Source organism: Thalassotalea ganghwensis, from assembly GCF_053485795.1.
In genome coordinates this window covers 127,252-145,116 of sequence record NZ_JBQRUM010000002.1, presented here as the reverse complement: position 1 = coordinate 145,116, position 17,865 = coordinate 127,252, and the positions used below count along the sequence as shown (strand labels likewise).

At 40.2% G+C, this 17,865-nt stretch carries 13 protein-coding genes; all 13 read left to right on the top strand.

What is annotated here, in order from left to right:
- The first annotated feature begins 7 nt into the window (after nt 1-7).
- The 13 genes from prpC (at nt 8) to ACSLUH_RS02485 (ending at nt 17,819) form a co-directional block, all read left to right on the top strand.
- Nucleotides 8-1,132: a bifunctional 2-methylcitrate synthase/citrate synthase gene (prpC, locus tag ACSLUH_RS02545; protein WP_448564274.1), complete on the top strand. Its 1,125-nt coding sequence runs from the start codon at nt 8-10 to the stop codon at nt 1,130-1,132.
- Between the two features lie 134 nt (nt 1,133-1,266).
- Nucleotides 1,267-3,855 (top strand): Fe/S-dependent 2-methylisocitrate dehydratase AcnD, encoded by a 2,589-nt coding sequence (gene acnD / locus ACSLUH_RS02540; RefSeq protein WP_448564272.1) that lies wholly within the window; start codon nt 1,267-1,269, stop codon nt 3,853-3,855.
- A 73-nt stretch (nt 3,856-3,928) separates the two neighbouring features.
- Nucleotides 3,929-5,101 (top strand): 2-methylaconitate cis-trans isomerase PrpF, encoded by a 1,173-nt coding sequence (gene prpF, locus ACSLUH_RS02535; RefSeq protein WP_448564270.1) that lies wholly within the window; start codon nt 3,929-3,931, stop codon nt 5,099-5,101.
- A gap of 125 nt (nt 5,102-5,226) precedes the next feature.
- Nucleotides 5,227-5,979, top strand: a complete 753-nt coding sequence (locus tag ACSLUH_RS02530; RefSeq protein WP_448564268.1) for an SIMPL domain-containing protein — start codon at nt 5,227-5,229, stop codon at nt 5,977-5,979.
- 91 nt (nt 5,980-6,070) lie between these two features.
- Entirely contained in the window at nt 6,071-6,544 is a 474-nt protein-coding gene (gene msrC, locus ACSLUH_RS02525) for a free L-methionine (R)-S-oxide reductase MsrC (RefSeq protein ID WP_448564266.1), read from the top strand.
- A 1-nt stretch (nt 6,545) separates the two neighbouring features.
- Entirely contained in the window at nt 6,546-6,830 is a 285-nt protein-coding gene (locus ACSLUH_RS02520; RefSeq protein ID WP_448564264.1) for a hypothetical protein, read from the top strand.
- A 19-nt stretch (nt 6,831-6,849) separates the two neighbouring features.
- Complete coding sequence (gene proQ, locus ACSLUH_RS02515; protein WP_448564262.1) at nt 6,850-7,494, top strand: RNA chaperone ProQ; 645 nt, start codon at nt 6,850-6,852, stop codon at nt 7,492-7,494.
- Between the two features lie 15 nt (nt 7,495-7,509).
- Entirely contained in the window at nt 7,510-9,543 is a 2,034-nt protein-coding gene (gene prc / locus ACSLUH_RS02510; RefSeq protein WP_448564260.1) for a carboxy terminal-processing peptidase, read from the top strand.
- A 185-nt stretch (nt 9,544-9,728) separates the two neighbouring features.
- Nucleotides 9,729-11,183 (top strand): Na+/H+ antiporter NhaC, encoded by a 1,455-nt coding sequence (gene nhaC, locus ACSLUH_RS02505; RefSeq protein ID WP_448564258.1) that lies wholly within the window; start codon nt 9,729-9,731, stop codon nt 11,181-11,183.
- A 92-nt stretch (nt 11,184-11,275) separates the two neighbouring features.
- On the top strand, nt 11,276-13,840 hold the full coding sequence (gene pepN, locus ACSLUH_RS02500; protein ID WP_448564256.1) for an aminopeptidase N: 2,565 nt from the start codon (nt 11,276-11,278) through the stop codon (nt 13,838-13,840).
- A gap of 13 nt (nt 13,841-13,853) precedes the next feature.
- Nucleotides 13,854-14,069, top strand: coding sequence for a DUF2835 domain-containing protein (locus ACSLUH_RS02495; protein WP_448564254.1), 216 nt, complete (start codon nt 13,854-13,856; stop codon nt 14,067-14,069).
- 322 nt (nt 14,070-14,391) lie between these two features.
- On the top strand, nt 14,392-16,449 hold the full coding sequence (locus ACSLUH_RS02490; protein WP_448564252.1) for a DUF1302 domain-containing protein: 2,058 nt from the start codon (nt 14,392-14,394) through the stop codon (nt 16,447-16,449).
- Between the two features lie 11 nt (nt 16,450-16,460).
- Nucleotides 16,461-17,819 (top strand): DUF1329 domain-containing protein, encoded by a 1,359-nt coding sequence (locus ACSLUH_RS02485; RefSeq protein ID WP_448564250.1) that lies wholly within the window; start codon nt 16,461-16,463, stop codon nt 17,817-17,819.
- The last annotated feature ends 46 nt before the right edge of the window (nt 17,820-17,865 follow it).

Sequence of the window (17,865 nt, the reverse complement as noted above, 5' to 3'; positions counted from 1 at the left end):
AGTTAACATGGTTGATAAAAAATTAGGTGGTGCAGGCTTACGTGGTCAAAGCGCTGGTGAAACAAAATTATGTACTGTGGGCAAATCCGGTAGTGGTTTAACGTATTGTGGTTATGATGTCTCTGACTTAGCAGACAATGCGACTTTTGAAGAAGTGGCTTATTTACTATTTAATGGTGAGTTACCTACCCAAGCTCAGTTAGATGCATACAAAGCAGACTTATTGGGTATGCGTGACTTACCTGTTGAGCTTAAAAAGGTATTGCAACTCATTCCTGCGGATGCACATCCTATGGACGTGATGCGCACAGGTGCTTCATTCTTAGGTAACTTAGAACCGGAAAATGATTTTTCAGAGCAAAATCGTGCGGCTAATCGTTTACTAGCAGCATTTCCTGCGATCATGACTTATTGGTATCGTTACTCTCATGACAACATTGAAATTGATTGTGTAACAGATGAAGACACTATCGGTGGGCATTTCTTAAAGTTATTAACCGGTAAAACGCCATCAGAGCTTCATCGTAAAGTTATTGATGTTTCGTTAATTTTATATGCCGAACATGAGTTTAATGCATCTACGTTTACAGCACGAGTGTGTGCGTCAACGTTATCGGATATGTTTTCTTGTATTACTGGTGCAATCGGTTCATTGCGAGGTCCTTTACATGGCGGTGCGAACGAAGCTGCTATGGATATGATCCAAAAATTCAAATCACCAGAAGATGCAAAAGAGCAGATGGCTGGAATGTTGGCGAGAAAAGAAAAAATTATGGGATTTGGTCATGCGGTCTATCGAACCTCTGATCCGCGTAATGTTATTATTAAAAAGTGGTCAGAAAAATTGGCTCATGAATTTGGTGACACTTCACTTTATGATATTTCGGTCGCTTGTGAAGAGTACATGTGGGAGACCAAAAAGCTATTTTGTAACGCTGATTTTTTCCACGCATCAGCTTATCACTTCATGGGCATTCCAACGAAATTATTTACCCCAATTTTCGTTTGTTCAAGATTGACTGGTTGGGCGGCTCATGTAATGGAGCAACGTTCGAATAACCGTATTATCAGACCTTCTGCTGATTACATTGGTGTAGAGCCAAGAAAAGTAATGCCTATTGCAGAACGCTAATACGATGTTCACCGCATAGATACTAATAAACCTTCTTCTGATGAAGGTTTATTTTTATCTCCATGACTACAATAACAATAGGTATTTATAAGTCGTCCTATTGTTTTAGCGACAAAATATGTTTGAGAAAAATTATGAATTATGATTACCGTAAGCCGCTTCCTGAGATGAATATCGATTTCTTTGACACGCGCGCGGCGGTGGAAGATATTCAACCTGGAGCCTATGCAAAGTTACCCTATACTTCTCGAGTCTTAGCCGAACAACTTGTACGTAAATGTGATCCAAGTATGTTAAAAGACTCTTTATTACAGCTTATTGAGCGTAAACAAGAAAAGGATTTTCCATGGTATCCAGCTCGTGTCGTTTGCCATGATATATTGGGACAAACTGCATTAGTTGATCTTGCTGGCCTTAGAGATGCCATCGCAGAACAAGGCGGAGACCCTGCTAAAGTTAACCCGGTTGTACCTACGCAGCTAATTGTTGATCATTCGTTGGCCGTTGAGCATGGTGGTGATGATCCGGATGCTTTTGATAAAAATAGAGCAATTGAAGATCGTCGTAATGAAGATCGCTTTGATTTTATTGAATGGACTAAAACGGCATTTAAGAATGTTGATGTGATCCCCGCAGGGAATGGCATCATGCATCAAATCAACTTGGAAAAAATGTCGCCTGTTATTCAAGCACGAGACGGTGTTGCGTTCCCTGATACATGTGTAGGCACAGACAGTCATACGCCACATGTTGATGCGCTTGGTGTTATTGCTATTGGTGTCGGTGGTCTTGAAGCGGAAACGGTAATGTTAGGGCGACCTTCGATGATGCGCTTACCTAATATTGTCGGTGTTAAGCTCGTAGGTCAGCGTCAGCCAGGTATTACAGCAACGGATATTGTGCTAGCGATCACTGAATTTTTGCGTAATGAAAAAGTGGTTTCTAGTTATTTAGAGTTTTTTGGCGAAGGTACCCGCGACTTAACCATTGGCGATCGTGCTACTATTTCTAATATGACGCCGGAATACGGTGCCTCAGCTGGCATGTTCTACATTGATCAGCAAACCATTGACTACTTAAAGCTTACCGGTAGAGAACCAGAGCAAGTCGCATTGGTAGAAGCTTACGCCAAACATACTGGCCTATGGGCAGATGACCTTGAAACGGCAGAATATGAACGTGTATTAGCGTTTGACCTTTCATCGGTTGAGCGCAATATGGCGGGACCTTCAAATCCTCATCGTCGATTACCAACGGCAGAATTAAGTAAACGTGGTATTGCTGGTGAGTGGGATAAAGAATCTACTCATATGCCTGATGGTGCGGTGATTATTGCAGCGATTACTAGCTGTACTAACACGTCTAATCCACGCAATGTTGTCGCAGCAGGTCTTATCGCCAAACGAGCGAATGAACTTGGACTAGTGAGAAAACCCTGGGTCAAGTCGTCATTTGCTCCAGGCTCTAAAGTGGCGAAGCTATATTTGGAGGAGTCGGGTCTATTGCCTGAATTGGAAAAGCTAGGTTTTGGCATTGTCGCCTATGCGTGTACAACATGTAATGGGATGTCAGGAGCGTTAGACCCTAAAATTCAGCAAGAAATAATCGATCATGATTTATATGCTACAGCGGTACTTTCTGGTAACCGTAACTTTGATGGTCGAATTCATCCATATGCTAAACAAGCCTTTTTGGCGTCACCTCCATTAGTTGTCGCGTATGCGATTGCAGGTACCGTTCGTTTTGATATAGAACAGGATGTCCTTGGCAAAGATAAAGATGGAAATGATATTACCTTGAAGGATATTTGGCCGTCTGATGAAGAAATTGATGCCATTGTTAGTGAATTTGTAAAACCAGAGCAGTTTAAAAAGATCTACACGCCAATGTTTGACTTAGGTTCGTTTGAACCCGCGAAAAGCCCATTATACGATTGGCGAGAGCAAAGCACATACATCCGCCGTCCTCCTTATTGGGAAGGTGCTTTAGCTGGTGAAAGAACCATGAAAGGCATGCGACCGTTAGCGGTTTTGGGCGATAATATAACTACTGACCATTTATCACCTTCGAATGCCATTATGCTTGATAGCGCTGCTGGTGCTTATTTACAAAGCATGGGGGTACCAGAGGAAGATTTTAACTCTTACGCGACACATCGAGGAGATCATTTAACGGCACAAAGAGCTACTTTTGCCAATCCAAAACTGTTTAATGAGATGTGTTTAGACGAGTCTGGGCAAGTTAAGCAAGGCTCTTTGGCTCGAATTGAACCAGACGGTGTTGAAAGCCGGATGTGGGAGGCAATTGAAACCTATATGGAGCGCAAACAGCCTTTAATCATTATCGCTGGTGCAGATTATGGTCAAGGCTCATCTCGTGATTGGGCAGCTAAAGGAGTACGCTTAGCAGGTGTTGAGGTCATTGTTGCCGAGGGGTTTGAGCGCATACATCGTACTAACCTCGTAGGAATGGGGGTTTTACCGCTAGAATTTACCAATGGTGATACACGTCATACCTATAATATTGATGGTACAGAGACTTTTGATGTTGAAGGTCAGCGTACGCCAGGTGCTGAACTTCAGGTCATCATGACTCGACAAAATGGTGATCAAGTTAACATACCGGTAAAATGTCGATTAGATACTGCCGAAGAAGTGCTAGTGTACGAAGCGGGCGGAGTATTACAGCGTTTTGCACAAGATTTCTTAAAATCACAGCACTAAATATCAGTAATTTTATTAATAAGAACGTATCAGGCGTTGCAATACAGCGCCTGATGCTATTGTAGAGGCTAACATGTCAAATCTTCCTCAACGTAAAGTGCCTGCTACCTATATGCGTGGCGGGACATCTAAAGGGGTGTTTTTCAAATTATCAGACTTACCCAAGGAGGCTCAAATACCGGGTAAAGCGCGTGATAACCTGCTATTGCGGATTATTGGTAGTCCAGATCCATATGGTAAGCATACCGATGGTATGGGAGGCGCGACTTCTAGCACAAGTAAAACGGTGATCATCGAAAAAAGTACTCTGCAAGATCATGATGTTGATTATTTGTTCGGCCAAGTAGCCATTGATAAACCATTTATTGATTGGAGCGGTAATTGCGGCAATCTAACGGCGGCGGTTGGGTCGTTCGCTATAGAACAGGGATTAGTGGATGCATCGCGAATACCAGAAAATGGAGTTTGTCAGGTACGTATTTGGCAAAAAAACATCAGTAAAACCATTATTGCTCATGTCCCCATAAGCCAAGGTATGGTTCAGGAAACTGGTGACTTTGAACTTGATGGAGTGACATTTCCGGCCGCGGAAATACAAGTTGACTTTGTGGCGCCCGTTGACGCAGGTGAAGCTATGTTTCCTACAGGAAATCTTGTGGATGAGTTCAACGTAGAGGGCGAGGGCGTTTTTAAAGCTACGATGATCAACGCTGGTATTCCAACAATTTTTATTGATGCGGGTGCATTAGGATATCAAGGTACAGAGCTACAGGATGCGATAAATAACGATGAGAACGCATTGGCACGGTTTGAAAAAATCCGTGCATTTGGTGCTGTACATATGGGTTTAATAGCCGATATTAAAGAAGCAGAGACAAGACAACATACACCTAAAATTGCTTTTGTCAGCTCGGCTAAGTCATTCAAAACTTCTAGTGGCAAGCTAGTAGAACAAGGACATATTGATTTGAATGTTCGTGCGTTATCAATGGGAAAACTTCATCATGCTATGATGGGAACAGCTGCGGTAGCAATAGGCACCGCCGCAACCATTCCAGGAACGTTAGTTAACCTTGCTGCCGGCGGGCAGGCACGAAATTCGGTAGTGTTTGGTCATCCTTCTGGTACATTGAAAGTTGGTGCGACTACTGAGCAAACTGAGCGTGGTTGGCAGGTCACTAAAGTCAGTATGAGCAGAAGTGCAAGAATTTTAATGGAAGGGAACGTACGGGTGCCTCAACAATAAACTTTATCAATGCAAATAAAAACGCAATCTAGGGCAGATTGCGTTTTTTTTATTCCCAAGTACTGTTAGACTCAATAGCGAAGTTTATTTTATTCATTTCGACATGCTGAAAAAAGGAATACGCTATGTTTTATAAAATTTGGCCGGTAATCGCTTTAAGTTTGGTTATTTCAAGTTCGAATGCTAACGAACAAGGTATTGAAGTGAATGGAAAAGCTTCAATAGCTGCCGTACCAGATCAGTTTTCTATTACCCTACAAATAAAACAGCGCAGTAAAAGTGCGATAAAAGCAAAGCAGGTTGTTGATAGCAAAAGTCAGCAGTTGGCTAAATTATTAAAGGATATTGGTATTGGCCCTAAGTCTATTGATTCTGCCAATATAATGATGTATCCAGTTTATGAAAAACCATCAATAGTAATTGATAAAGTTACACCTCATACTAATACTCAGCAAGGGCGTGTTCGCAGTGAATTGGCAGCTGATGCCTCAGACAACAATAGTATTGTCTTGAGTTATTTTGATGTCACTCGACATTTTACGATACGCTTTAATGATTTAGATTTATATGATCGTTTGTTAGATGCAGCCACTAAACTAGGCGTGACTAATATTTCCTCGTTAAATATGTCATATCAAGACACTGAAAAGCTTTATCAGCAGGCGTTAGAGAAAGCATTAATTAATGCAAAAACTAAAGCTAGCCAAATTGCCAAACAGATGGATGTAGGATTAGGGAGTTTGATTTCGCTAAGAGAAAGCGGCTACCACCAACCACAAGTCTACGCTGCGAGAGCTGAGGCAATGGGAAGTTTTAATTCAAATGTCGGTGAAAAAGAAATAACAGCACAAGTTATCGCCAAATTTGCGATAAAATAACACTAAAATAGGCTCTTTTATTCGATAATGCTTTATCTCCAAGGCTTATCGATGTATGTTATGCGCAATTTTTTCGGTTAAGAATGGTGAGATGAATAAGGTAGATTTTTATCAGCAATTATTGTCGCAAGTTAAAGGATTAATCGCAGATGAAACTGATATAATCGCTAATATGTCAAATATCAGTGCGTTATTGTTTGATGCGTTGGAACATGTCAATTGGGTAGGATTTTATCGTGTGGTGGATGAAGAGCTCGTACTAGGTCCATTCCAAGGTAAAGTCGCTTGTATACGTATCCCAATGGGTAAAGGTGTGTGTGGTACAGCCGCAAAGCTGCGAGAAACACAGCGCGTTGCTGACGTTCATCAATTTTCGGGGCACATTGCGTGTGACGCGGCTAGTAATGCTGAAATTGTTATTCCCGTATTTAATCAAGATTCAGTGATTGCGGTACTTGATATCGATAGCGTTGCTTTTGATCGATTTGATCAAGACGATCAAAATGGATTAGAAGCGATTGTGCGATATTTTGAAACTCATCAAGCTCAAGCTTTGAATAGTTGAAATGAAAGAATTAGTCGTTATTTATGATTATTTAGTGTCGGAGGAAGTCGTTGGTGATTGGGATGGTGATGAAGAAGCCGCCTGTGAAAACATCAATGAAATCTACCATACCTTATATGATTATGCTGAAGATGACATAGCGCCGGACGAGTTAATTCAATTACTTGAATTGGTGTGGGAACATTGGATAGGGCAAGAATCCTTGCCTGAACTAGAAAGTGCAGATATTAGTGATTGGTGTCAAAATGTATTAATGAACCGAGATCAATATCTTAATGAACAGTAATAGAAGTTAAGTTGTTTTTATGGAAACTAAACGTACAAGTACAAAAGAAATTATCGCTTATTTAGTAGAGAAATTTCCGGCATGTTTTTCACTTGAAGGCCCAGCTAAGCCTTTAAAAGTTGGTATTTTTCAAGATTTAGCGGAGCAGTTGGCTGAAGATGACGTCGTCAGTAAAACTCGTCTTCGTCAAGCACTAAGACATTATACTAGCAGTTGGCGATACCTTAAATCAGTTAAAAAAGGGGCATTTCGCGTTGACGTCAATGGTGAGCACGTTGCTGAAATTGATCAGGAGCAGGCTGATTACGCAAGTCAAACGCTTAAAGATAGCCAAGAAAAATTTGGTAACAAATTATCAAAAGACAAAGCGAACAAAAAGACCTATAAAGATAGTAAGGCTCGTGAAAAGCAACCTAAAAAGTCTGTAAAAGACAATGCCAAATTTAAGGCTGTTAAGGCTAAAAGTAGTGCAAGCCCGAAAGTTGCTGCTAAACTTAAACCTGTTCAAGCCAGTGAATTGTCAAAAGGGGCCGCAGTTAAAGTGCAATTAGGTAACTCTCCGATAGATGCCATTATTACTGAGATCGCAGGTAATGATGTGAGTGTCCAATTAAATTCTGGTATGGTTGTAAAAACACAAGCGAAGAATATATTTACTGAATAATTAGGAGTAACTGGCATGCAAAAATTTTGTCGTATCGCATTGGCCGTATCCCTCTCGATCTCGAGTGCAAGTACATTCGCATTTTCTAACGATATCGATGAGAAACCTTTACCGGTATTAACCCCTGAGAGCCAGCATGCCACTTCTACTAAACGTATAGCAGCACAATTTACCAGAGCGCACTACAAACCCGTTAAAATTGATGATGAATTATCAGCACAAGTTTTTGACCGTTATATTGAGCAGCTAGATTACAATAAGAATGTCTTTTTGGCAGCAGATATTGAAAAACTAAAACAATATCGTGATGATTTTGATACGGTTGTTGGCCGCGGTAAGCTTGATATCGCATACGATATTTATAACTTAAATTTACAACGTCGTATGGAGCGCTACCAATATGCAATGAGCTTATTGGAAAAGTCATTTGATTTTACGCTCAACGAATCCTATGTTTTTGATCGAGAAGACGCTGATTGGGCAAAATCAACACAAGAGCTGAATGAACTTTGGCGCTTACGTGTAAAATATGATGCGCTAAATTTAACCTTAGCTGGCAAGGACTGGGATAAGGTTAAAGAAATTCTCACCAAACGCTACCGTTACGCTATTAAGCGCTTGAAACAAAGTGAAAGTGAAGACGTTTTTCAAATCGTTATGAATAGTTTTGCCCGCGTGGTAGAGCCTCATACGTCATACTTATCACCACGTAACGCTGAACGTTTTCAAATGGACATGAACTTGTCATTGGAAGGCATAGGCGCTGTATTGCGAGCTGAAGAAGATTTTACCGTTATTCAAAGTATCGTCACTGGTGGTCCTGCTGATAAATCGAAAGCGTTAAAACCCAAAGACAGAATTGTTGGGGTGTCACAAGGTGATGAAGAGTTTGTTGATGTTGTTGGCTGGCGTTTAGATGATGTGGTTGATCTTATCAAAGGCCCTAAAGGGAGTACTGTGCGTTTGCAAGTGCAAGGGGATATCGAGAGTAATGACGATACCATTAAAATTGTGTCAATTGTACGAGACAAAATCATATTAGAAGATCGTGCCGCCAAATCTCGGGTGTATTATGAAAAGCCTGATGACCCGACGAGCAAAAAACTTGGTGTCATTGATATCCCAAGTTTTTACAATAATCTGTCTCGAGATGTGAAGAAAGAGTTAGAGAAGCTCAAATTGGAAAATGTCGAAGGGATTATCGTCGATTTACGAGGTAATGGCGGCGGCTCGTTGCCTGAAGCAACACTGTTAACTGGGCTTTTTATCGATAAAGGACCAGTTGTACAAGTAAGAGACGGTGCCAACCGAATCGCTGTGCAACGCGATAAAGACGGTATTAGTTATTATGATGGTCCGTTAGTTGTTATGGTTGACAGATATAGTGCATCTGCATCAGAGATTTTTTCTGCGGCTATTCAAGATTATGGGCGCGGTATTATTGTCGGTGAGCATACCTTTGGTAAAGGGACAGTTCAACAACACAGACCATTAGGGCGTGTTTATGATTTGTATGAAAAGCCCTTTGGTAGTATTCAATACACTATTGCTAAGTTCTATCGCATTAACGGTGGAAGTACGCAACATAGAGGTGTATTGCCAGACATAGCTTTCCCAACAGCTATCGATCCAGAAGAGTGGGGCGAGAGCAAAGAGGAAAATGCACTACCTTGGGATCAAATTCGTCAAGCTCGGTATAGCAAGTTAGATAACGTTGAAGCCGATATTGAGTATTTAACGTCACTTTATCAAGAGCGTATTAAAGAGAATCGTGAATTTAACTATTTACTAAGTGATATCGAAGAATACCAAGCAGAGAAAGACGATAAATCGATATCGTTAAACCTTGCTGAACGCAAAGCTGAAAAAGAAGCTCGTAAAGAAAAACGTTTAGCGAGAGCCAATGAGCGTTTAGTGGCTATGGGTAAAGAAAAGATTACTTCGTTAGATGATATTCCAGAAGAATTGCGTGAGCTCGACCCATTCTTAGATGAAACCGCAAGAATCACTTTTGATTTCGTTAATATTGATAAGTTAGCGAAGAAATAAGTTAGGCTTATAACTAATTTAGCCGCCATTTTAGGCGGCTTTTTATTATCAGTTTTTTAAGGTTAATTTAGCAGAATTAAACAATAAGCCAATAAAAAGCTTGCAACCCAAAGCTTCACAAGGCATGTTATCATGCCTATTCGTTATCTATAATAAAAATTACAACGTAAGGTTACAGATATTTTATGTCCAATTCTACCCAGATAAAACCACCCAGTTTTATTGATGCTTTCATTCCGCTTATCGCTCTGATTATTATGCTGTCTACCGCGGTGATCTTATTTAGCGATAACTCATCCTATGGGCCTAATCAAATCGTACTATTACTCGCCATGGGAATAGCGATTGTAATAGGCATTAAAAATGGCCACCAATGGGCTGATATCGAAAAGGCAATCGTCCATGGTATTTCAATATCCTTGGGAGCCATTTTAATTTTGCTAGCTGTAGGTGCCTTAATTGGTACTTGGTTACTTAGTGGTACCGTGCCAACCATGGTTTACTATGGATTAAAAATTATTGATCCAAGTTGGTTTTATGCAGCCGCTTGCTTGGTCTGTGGTATCGTTGCTATGAGTATTGGTAGCTCTTGGACAACAGCAGCTACTGTCGGTGTCGCATTTATTGGTATCGCAACCGGTTTTGAAATGTCAGCATCAGTAACGGCAGGTGCAGTTATATCAGGAGCGTATTTTGGGGATAAGCTTTCACCATTGTCAGAAACGACAAACTTGGCTCCTGCAGTTGCCGGCAGCGAATTGTTTGCCCATATCCGTTACATGTTGTGGACAACCATCCCTTCAATTTCTATCGCATTAGTGCTCTTTTTAATTATTGGCTTCAACCACTCTGCTGCCTCAATTGAGGGAACCGAGACGATAGATACCTTAGTAAATACGTTGGAATCAACGTATGCCATAAACGCATTTAACTTAATTCCCTTAGCCATATTATTGTTTATGGCTTATAAAAAAGTACCAGCTTTTCCAGCGGTATCAATAGGTGCAATTATTGGCGCGATTTGGGCGGTGATTTTTCAACAAGATTTAATTCTTTCAATGGCTAGTGAAGGTATTGAAGGAGCCAAAGCCTCTCTTATTGTTGTTTGGACAGCTTTTTTCGATGGTGTAGTGGTGAAAACTGGCAATGCTGAAATAGACGAATTGTTAAGTCGTGGTGGTATGTCCAGTATGTTAAATACTATCTGGTTGGTGATGTGTGCATTAAGTTTTGGCGCCGTACTAGAACATTTGGGCATGCTACGTAAAATCGTAAACTCGATATTAGCCGCTGCAAAATCAGTAGGGAGTCTAATTGCCAGTACAGTGGCGACCTGTATAGGGACAAATTTAATCACTGCAGATCAATACATGTCTATTGTTATGCCAGGTCGAATGTATAAAGAAGAATATGAGCGTAGAGGGTTACATCCGACACTTTTAAGTAGAACGCTGGAAGATTCGGGAACCATAACATCACCGTTAATTCCATGGAATACTTGTGGAGCGTTTATGTTTGGTGCACTTGCACTGACTTCATATGATTACATCTTTTACTGCTTTTTTAATTTAATTAATCCCATTTTAGCGGTTGCATACGGCTACTTAGGGTTCAAATTAAAAAAAATAGGTGACAATTAATCCTATTGTTACCACAATAATTATAATGCAAAATTAAGCCTGATTATTCAGGCTTTTTTCTTTATTACGATAGCCAAACATAGGAATTTTTCATGTCCGAAGATAATGCTCGCTACCTTAAAGATTATCAACCAAGTGATTTTTTAATTGAAACTATAGATTTAACCTTTGAATTAGATGACAGAAAAACGCTTGTTACTAGTATTCTCAAAATTAAAAAGCAGCGATTAACTGCCAAGCAACTGATACTCAATGGTGAGCATCTCACCTTGCTTAAATTGCAATTAAATAATGAGGTTTTAGATAGTAGTCAATATCACCAAACGCCAGACAGTTTGACGCTGGACGTTGATAGCGAAGAAGCGACGCTGAAGATTATCACAGAAATTGATCCGCTAAATAATACAGCATTAGAAGGGTTATTTAAATCTGGAGATGCTTTTTGCACGCAGTGTGAAGCTGAAGGCTTTAGACGTATCACTTATTACCTTGATCGTCCTGATGTCATGGCAAAATTTACCACTAAAGTCATTGCAGACAAATCCTTATATCCCTATTTATTATCTAATGGTAATAAGGTTGACAGTGGTGAAATAGATGACAATAAACACTTCGTAACTTGGTATGATCCATTCCCCAAGCCATGTTACCTTTTCGCGCTTGTTGCTGGTGATTTTGATTTGTTGGCAGATAAATATGAAACGGCGTCAGGTCGTATTGTTGATTTAGAAATTTTCGTAGATAAGGGTAATAAAGATAAAGCTCACCATGCTATGGCATCATTGAAAAACTCAATGGCATGGGACGAGCAGACATTCGGTTTAGAATATGATCTCGATATCTATATGATCGTTGCTGTAGATTTTTTCAATATGGGGGCTATGGAAAACAAAGGACTGAATATCTTTAATAGTAAATATGTGTTGGCAGATAAAAATACTGCGACAGATACAGATTACTTTAATGTAGAAGCGGTGATCGCTCACGAATACTTCCATAACTGGACTGGTAATAGAGTCACTTGTCGAGATTGGTTTCAGTTAAGTTTGAAAGAAGGTTTAACTGTATTTAGAGACCAACAATTTAGTGCTGATATGCATTCAGCACCCGTGACTCGCATTGCAAATGTTAATGTCTTGCGATCGCATCAGTTTGCTGAAGATGCAGGTCCAATGTCTCATCCTATTAGACCTGAAAAAGTAGTCGAGATGAATAACTTCTATACCCTGACTGTTTATGAAAAAGGTTCTGAAGTTATTCGCATGATGTATACCTTGCTTGGAAAAGACAAGTTTAGAAAGGGGATGGACCTTTATTTTAAACGTTTCGATGGTCAAGCGGTTACTTGCGATGATTTTGTTAATGCCATGGCGGATGCGAGTGGTATTGATCTAACGCTATTTAAGCGTTGGTATAGTCAATCAGGTACGCCAACTCTTGTTATCAATGAGTGCTTTGATGAAAAGACGAGTGTCTATAGCATCTCCATTAGTCAACAGCATCTGCCATCTAAAAATCAAACGGAAAAACAGCCACTTCATATACCTGTGGCTATCGAGTTAATATCCAATGGCAGTTCTCAATCACATTTGCTTGAACTGAAACAAGATCAACAAACGTGGGAGTTTGGTCCATTGCTAGACAAACCCGTTTTAGCGGTTTTGGCGAACTTTAGTGCACCCGTAAAAATTAACTATTCGCAAACAGAGCAAGCGCTAACTGAGATTATTCTTCATGCCAAGGATGATTTTTTGAAATGGGATGCAGGGCAAAAGCTCTTTACTAATATATTGCAGCAACTACTTAGTAACAGCGAGTTTGTCTTAGAAGGCTCATTGCTTGAGGTGTTAGAACAAGTACTTGCCAGTAATGCTGATTTCGCGTTTATCGCAGAGCAGTTAACTTTGCCGAGTTATCATGGGTTAATTGAGTTATTTAAACCTGTTGATCCCATAGCATTACTAGATGCGCGTCAAACACTCAAATTATTTATCGCCAATGGCTTGAAAGATACATTCAGCCAGCGTTATAAAAGCTTAATTCGAGAGCAATATGCTAATGATGGTAAGTCAGTCGGAGAGCGAGCGCTTAAAAACGTCTTATTGTCTTATTTAACTCAATTACCTGATTATAAATCATTGGTAAGTGAACAGTTCGGTCAGGCGACTAATATGACAGATTCGTTGGCTGCATTAACAAGTGCTGCTGCGGTTGCTCACCAAGACTTTGATAATTTAATGGCATCCTTTGAGCAACAGTGGCGAGATACGACATTGGTGATGGATAAGTGGTTTTCTCTCCAAGCGAGTTATCAAAGTGAAAATATATTTGAGCGCTTAGATACTTTTACCTCGCATGAACTATTTAGTTTGAAAAACCCTAATAGAGCAAGATCACTCATTGGTGCGTTTACACAAAATAACCCTCGGTACTTCCATTGCAAGAGTGGTAGAGGATATCAGTTTTTAACAGATCAGGTTTGTGCGCTCGATGCAATTAATCCTCAAGTTGCTTCGCGATTGATCACGCCTTTGATTCAATTTGATGGCGTTGACTTGGAGCGACAATCGATGATGAAAGTTCAGTTGCAGCGCATTGCGCAACGAGAAAACTTATCGAAAGATCTAAGTGAAAAGATAGATGCAGCGTTGTCTTAACAGGTTGTAGCTTGTGAAATATTACTTTTCATTATCAATGTCTATAGAGGAGTTTTATCCGTATTATCAAGGGAAAATATCCGCCTTTGTTGTCTATACCAATGAAGGCCTTAAACTTCAGTTTCCAGCAATGCACTTGAGAAACTTTTTAACATCTACAGGCATACATGGAAGATTTTGTTTAGAAAGTGAAAATAATAAATTTATTTCACTGACCAAGCTCAATTAATTAGAGTTTATGCTTTAAACGTGTGGTCTGACCAATGGAAGTGGTATACCAGTTGCTTTTTTGCTGGTTGTACCACTAAATTCAAGACCTTAGCTGTAAACGAGTGAACATCGAAAAGTTTGTTTTTAAACGGGCGTTTTAAACGGAGCTAAAAAATAGATATCAGTGTAGTCAAAAGTCTTTAAAAATAAGCACATTAACCTTGTTTTTAGCACTTGCGATATCGTAAAAATGATGCAATTATTGTTTCATACCACGTAAAGTGGCTATTTAGAACTACAATTAATAAAGATTAAATAGTTTCTGGTCTGGGGAGAACATAATGAAACGTAACCCAATCTCAATGTTTGCAAAAAAGCCATTGACGGTCAGTATTGCTGCAGCATTGTTGATGACGCAAGCACCAAATGTCGCGGCATCTAATTTTCAATTAGGAGAGTTTGATGTTAGTTTTAATTCGACATTCTCTTTGGGTGCAAGCATGCGCGTTGAGAATAGAAATTGGAATGATAACGTTGGTAAGTCTAACAATTTAAACAACGGTTTAGATTTTACCGCATATCACCCTGCCTTTAACCCTAACCCTGCTAATGATGTTATTTGGCAAGGTCAGGGAAGTTACTCAAATAATGGTGACTTAGGTAACTTAAATTACGATGCAGGCGAAACCTTTTCTAAACTTTTCAAAGGTACTCATGAACTTCATATCAGTAAAGACAACATGGGGGTCTTTATGCGTGGTATGTACTTTTATGATTTTGAAATGATGGACGGCGACCGCCCATGGAGTAATACCATTTCAGGTGAAGTGAATGACCCTTGCCGCGATGATGAAGCGAGAAGCCAGGTTTGTCGAGATATACGACTTCTAGATGCCTATTTTTATGGTGATTACTACATCGGTGAAATGCCATTTTCAATTCGTGTTGGTCAGCAAGTTTTAGGGTGGGGGGAAAGTACATTAATTTCTCATGGGATAAGTGAAATCAACCCGGTTGACATTGCCCGCTTAAAAGCTCCAGGTGCAGAATTGACTGAAGCTTTTATTCCTTTTGGTGCTGTTTGGGCGTCTTTAGGCGTATCTGAAAACTTCAATGTTGAAATGTTTTACCAATATCAATGGGAACAGACGATTTTACCCGCGCCAGGCAGCTACTTTTCAACCAATGATTTTGCTGGTGACGGCGGCCACTACAATAATGTTCAGTTAGGTTTTACCGGTAACCCAGATATCGATCTTAATACCTTGATCACTAATATGAACCAAATTGGTGACATGATGCGTTCTGGAGATCCAGCAATGATGGCGCAAGCGGCATCAGTCTATTCTGTGTTTCCAACCAAAGTTACCTTAAAAGCACCAGGAGAACAAAGTGAAGTTCATCCGGAAGACGGTGGCCAGTACGGTATTCGCCTATCTTGGTACTTACCTGAGTTAAATGAAACAGAATTAAGTTTGTACTATGTGAATTACCATAGTCGCAGACCTTTATTCTCAGGCGTTACAGCAAACTTCACCCCTTCATCTATCGGTGCTGACTTGACTTATCTAGCGGGTAATCAAATTACTGAGGAAAATTATCAAAATTTAGGTAGTTTTTCGCAAGTGTTGTTAGCATACCCAGAAGATATCAAAATGACGGCGATGAGCTTTAATACTACAGTGTTTGATATCGCAGTATCAGGCGAAGTGTCGTATCGTCAAGATGAACCATTACAAATTGACGATGTAGAACTGCTTTTTGCCGCCATGCCTCAGCAGTTAGCCAATACCGGTGATCCTAGGTATGCAGCGCTTGATGGTGTTTCTCAAATGGACGTTTTTGCATCTGGTGAGACTGCCGACGGATTCATTCTGTCAGATACGTTACAGGCACAAATGACGTTTACACGCTTTTGGGGCCCATCTTTTGGTGCCAGCCAACTTACAACATTGTTAGAAGTTGGTGGGATTAATATTAACGACATGCCAGATCAAGAGGTGCTGCGTTTGAATGGGCCAGGTACAGACCGAAGTGGTGGAATTCAGGTAGCGCCAGGATTAAATAAGTTCTTACAAGACGGTGTTGAAACCAACCCATTCCCTGATGAGTTTGCATGGGGATATCGTTTTGTAACCAAGTTAGATTACTCTAACGTATTTTCTGGCGTTAATATGTCGCCAAGAATTGTATTTTCACACGATGTCAGTGGCATAACGCCAGATCCTATCTTCTTATTTGTAGAGGACAGAAAGTCAATTTCAGCAGGTATTTCGTTCGACTATCAAAGTAAGTGGTCTGCTGATATTAGTTACAATGGCTTTTGGGGTGGCGTAGGCACAACCAATAAAATTGAAGACAGAGATTATGTCTCTTTCAGTGTGAAGTATTCATTATAAGGGCAGATTCAATGAAAAAATTTACGGGATTATCTTTAGCAATATCGCTTGCGTTTACAGGAGCAGTGTCGGCAAAAATTGACGCTGAGCAAGCAAAAAAGCTAAGTGGAGAGCTTACGCCAATGGGGGCAGTAAGGGCAGCTAATAGTGACGGCTCAATTCCAGAGTGGACGGGAGGTATCAAAACACCACCCAAAGGCTACACACCGGGAATGCATCATCTCGATCCTTATGCAGAGGATAAGGTGCAATACACTATCACTGCGCAAAACGTGTCGGAATATGAGAAGTTTTTGACCCCAGGACAAATTGCATTATTTAAAACGTATCCAGATACTTTTAAAATGAATGTTTATCAAACGCGTCGCTCAGCTTCTTATCCAGAGCATGTCTATCAAGCAACGATTGATAACTCAACGCGCGCAGAGTTAGTCGAAGACGGTAATGGCATTATAAATGCCGCTGTTGGGGTGCCTTTTCCTATTCCGTCTAATGGTTTAGAAGCGATTTGGAATCATATTTTACGTTACCGCGGCGAAGCGATTGTGCGCCAAGGTGGGCAAGTTACGCCAACAGCCTCTGGTGACTTTACGTATGTTGGTTTTGATGATCAATTGATGTTGCCTTATGGAATGAAAGGGGCGTCGCCTGAAGAATTAGAAAAAACCAATATTTTATTTAAGTTCAAGCAGAAAGTTACTGAACCTTCTAAACTGGTTGGTACCGCGTTATTGGTTCATGAAACCATGGATCAAATTAAAACGCCTCGCCAGGCATGGATTTACAACAAAGGCATTCGTCGTGCACAAAAAGCACCAACGGTAGCGTATGACGCCCCAGGTACAGCAGCAGATGGCTTAAGAACTACTGATGATTTTGATATGTTTAATGGCGCGCCGAATCGTTACAATTGGACGCTAAAAGGTAAACGTGAATTACTTATTCCATACAACGATTATCGTTTGCACAGTGATAAATTAAAATACGAAGATATTGTTAAACCAGGCCATATAAATCCAGAGCATGTTCGATATGAAAAACATCGAGTTTGGGTGGTTGAAGCCAACTTAAAAGAAAACACACGCCATATTTATAAAAAACGTGTTTTCTTTATCGATGAAGATAGCTGGCAAATTGCGGTAACAGATATTTACGATGAGCGAGATGAGTTATATCGAGTTGGTGTTGCCCACGGTTTAAATTATTATGAAGTACCAACGCAATGGTCAACGCTTGAAGTGTTTCATGATTTACAATCTAAACGCTATATCGCGATAGGTTTAGATAATGAAGCGCAAATGTATGATTTTTCAGCTAAACTAAGAGATGTCGACTTTACGTCACGAGCATTGCAACGCGATAATCGCTAGAGCATCTTTAAGAGATTAAATTTGGCTGGCTTTTGTCAGCCTTTTT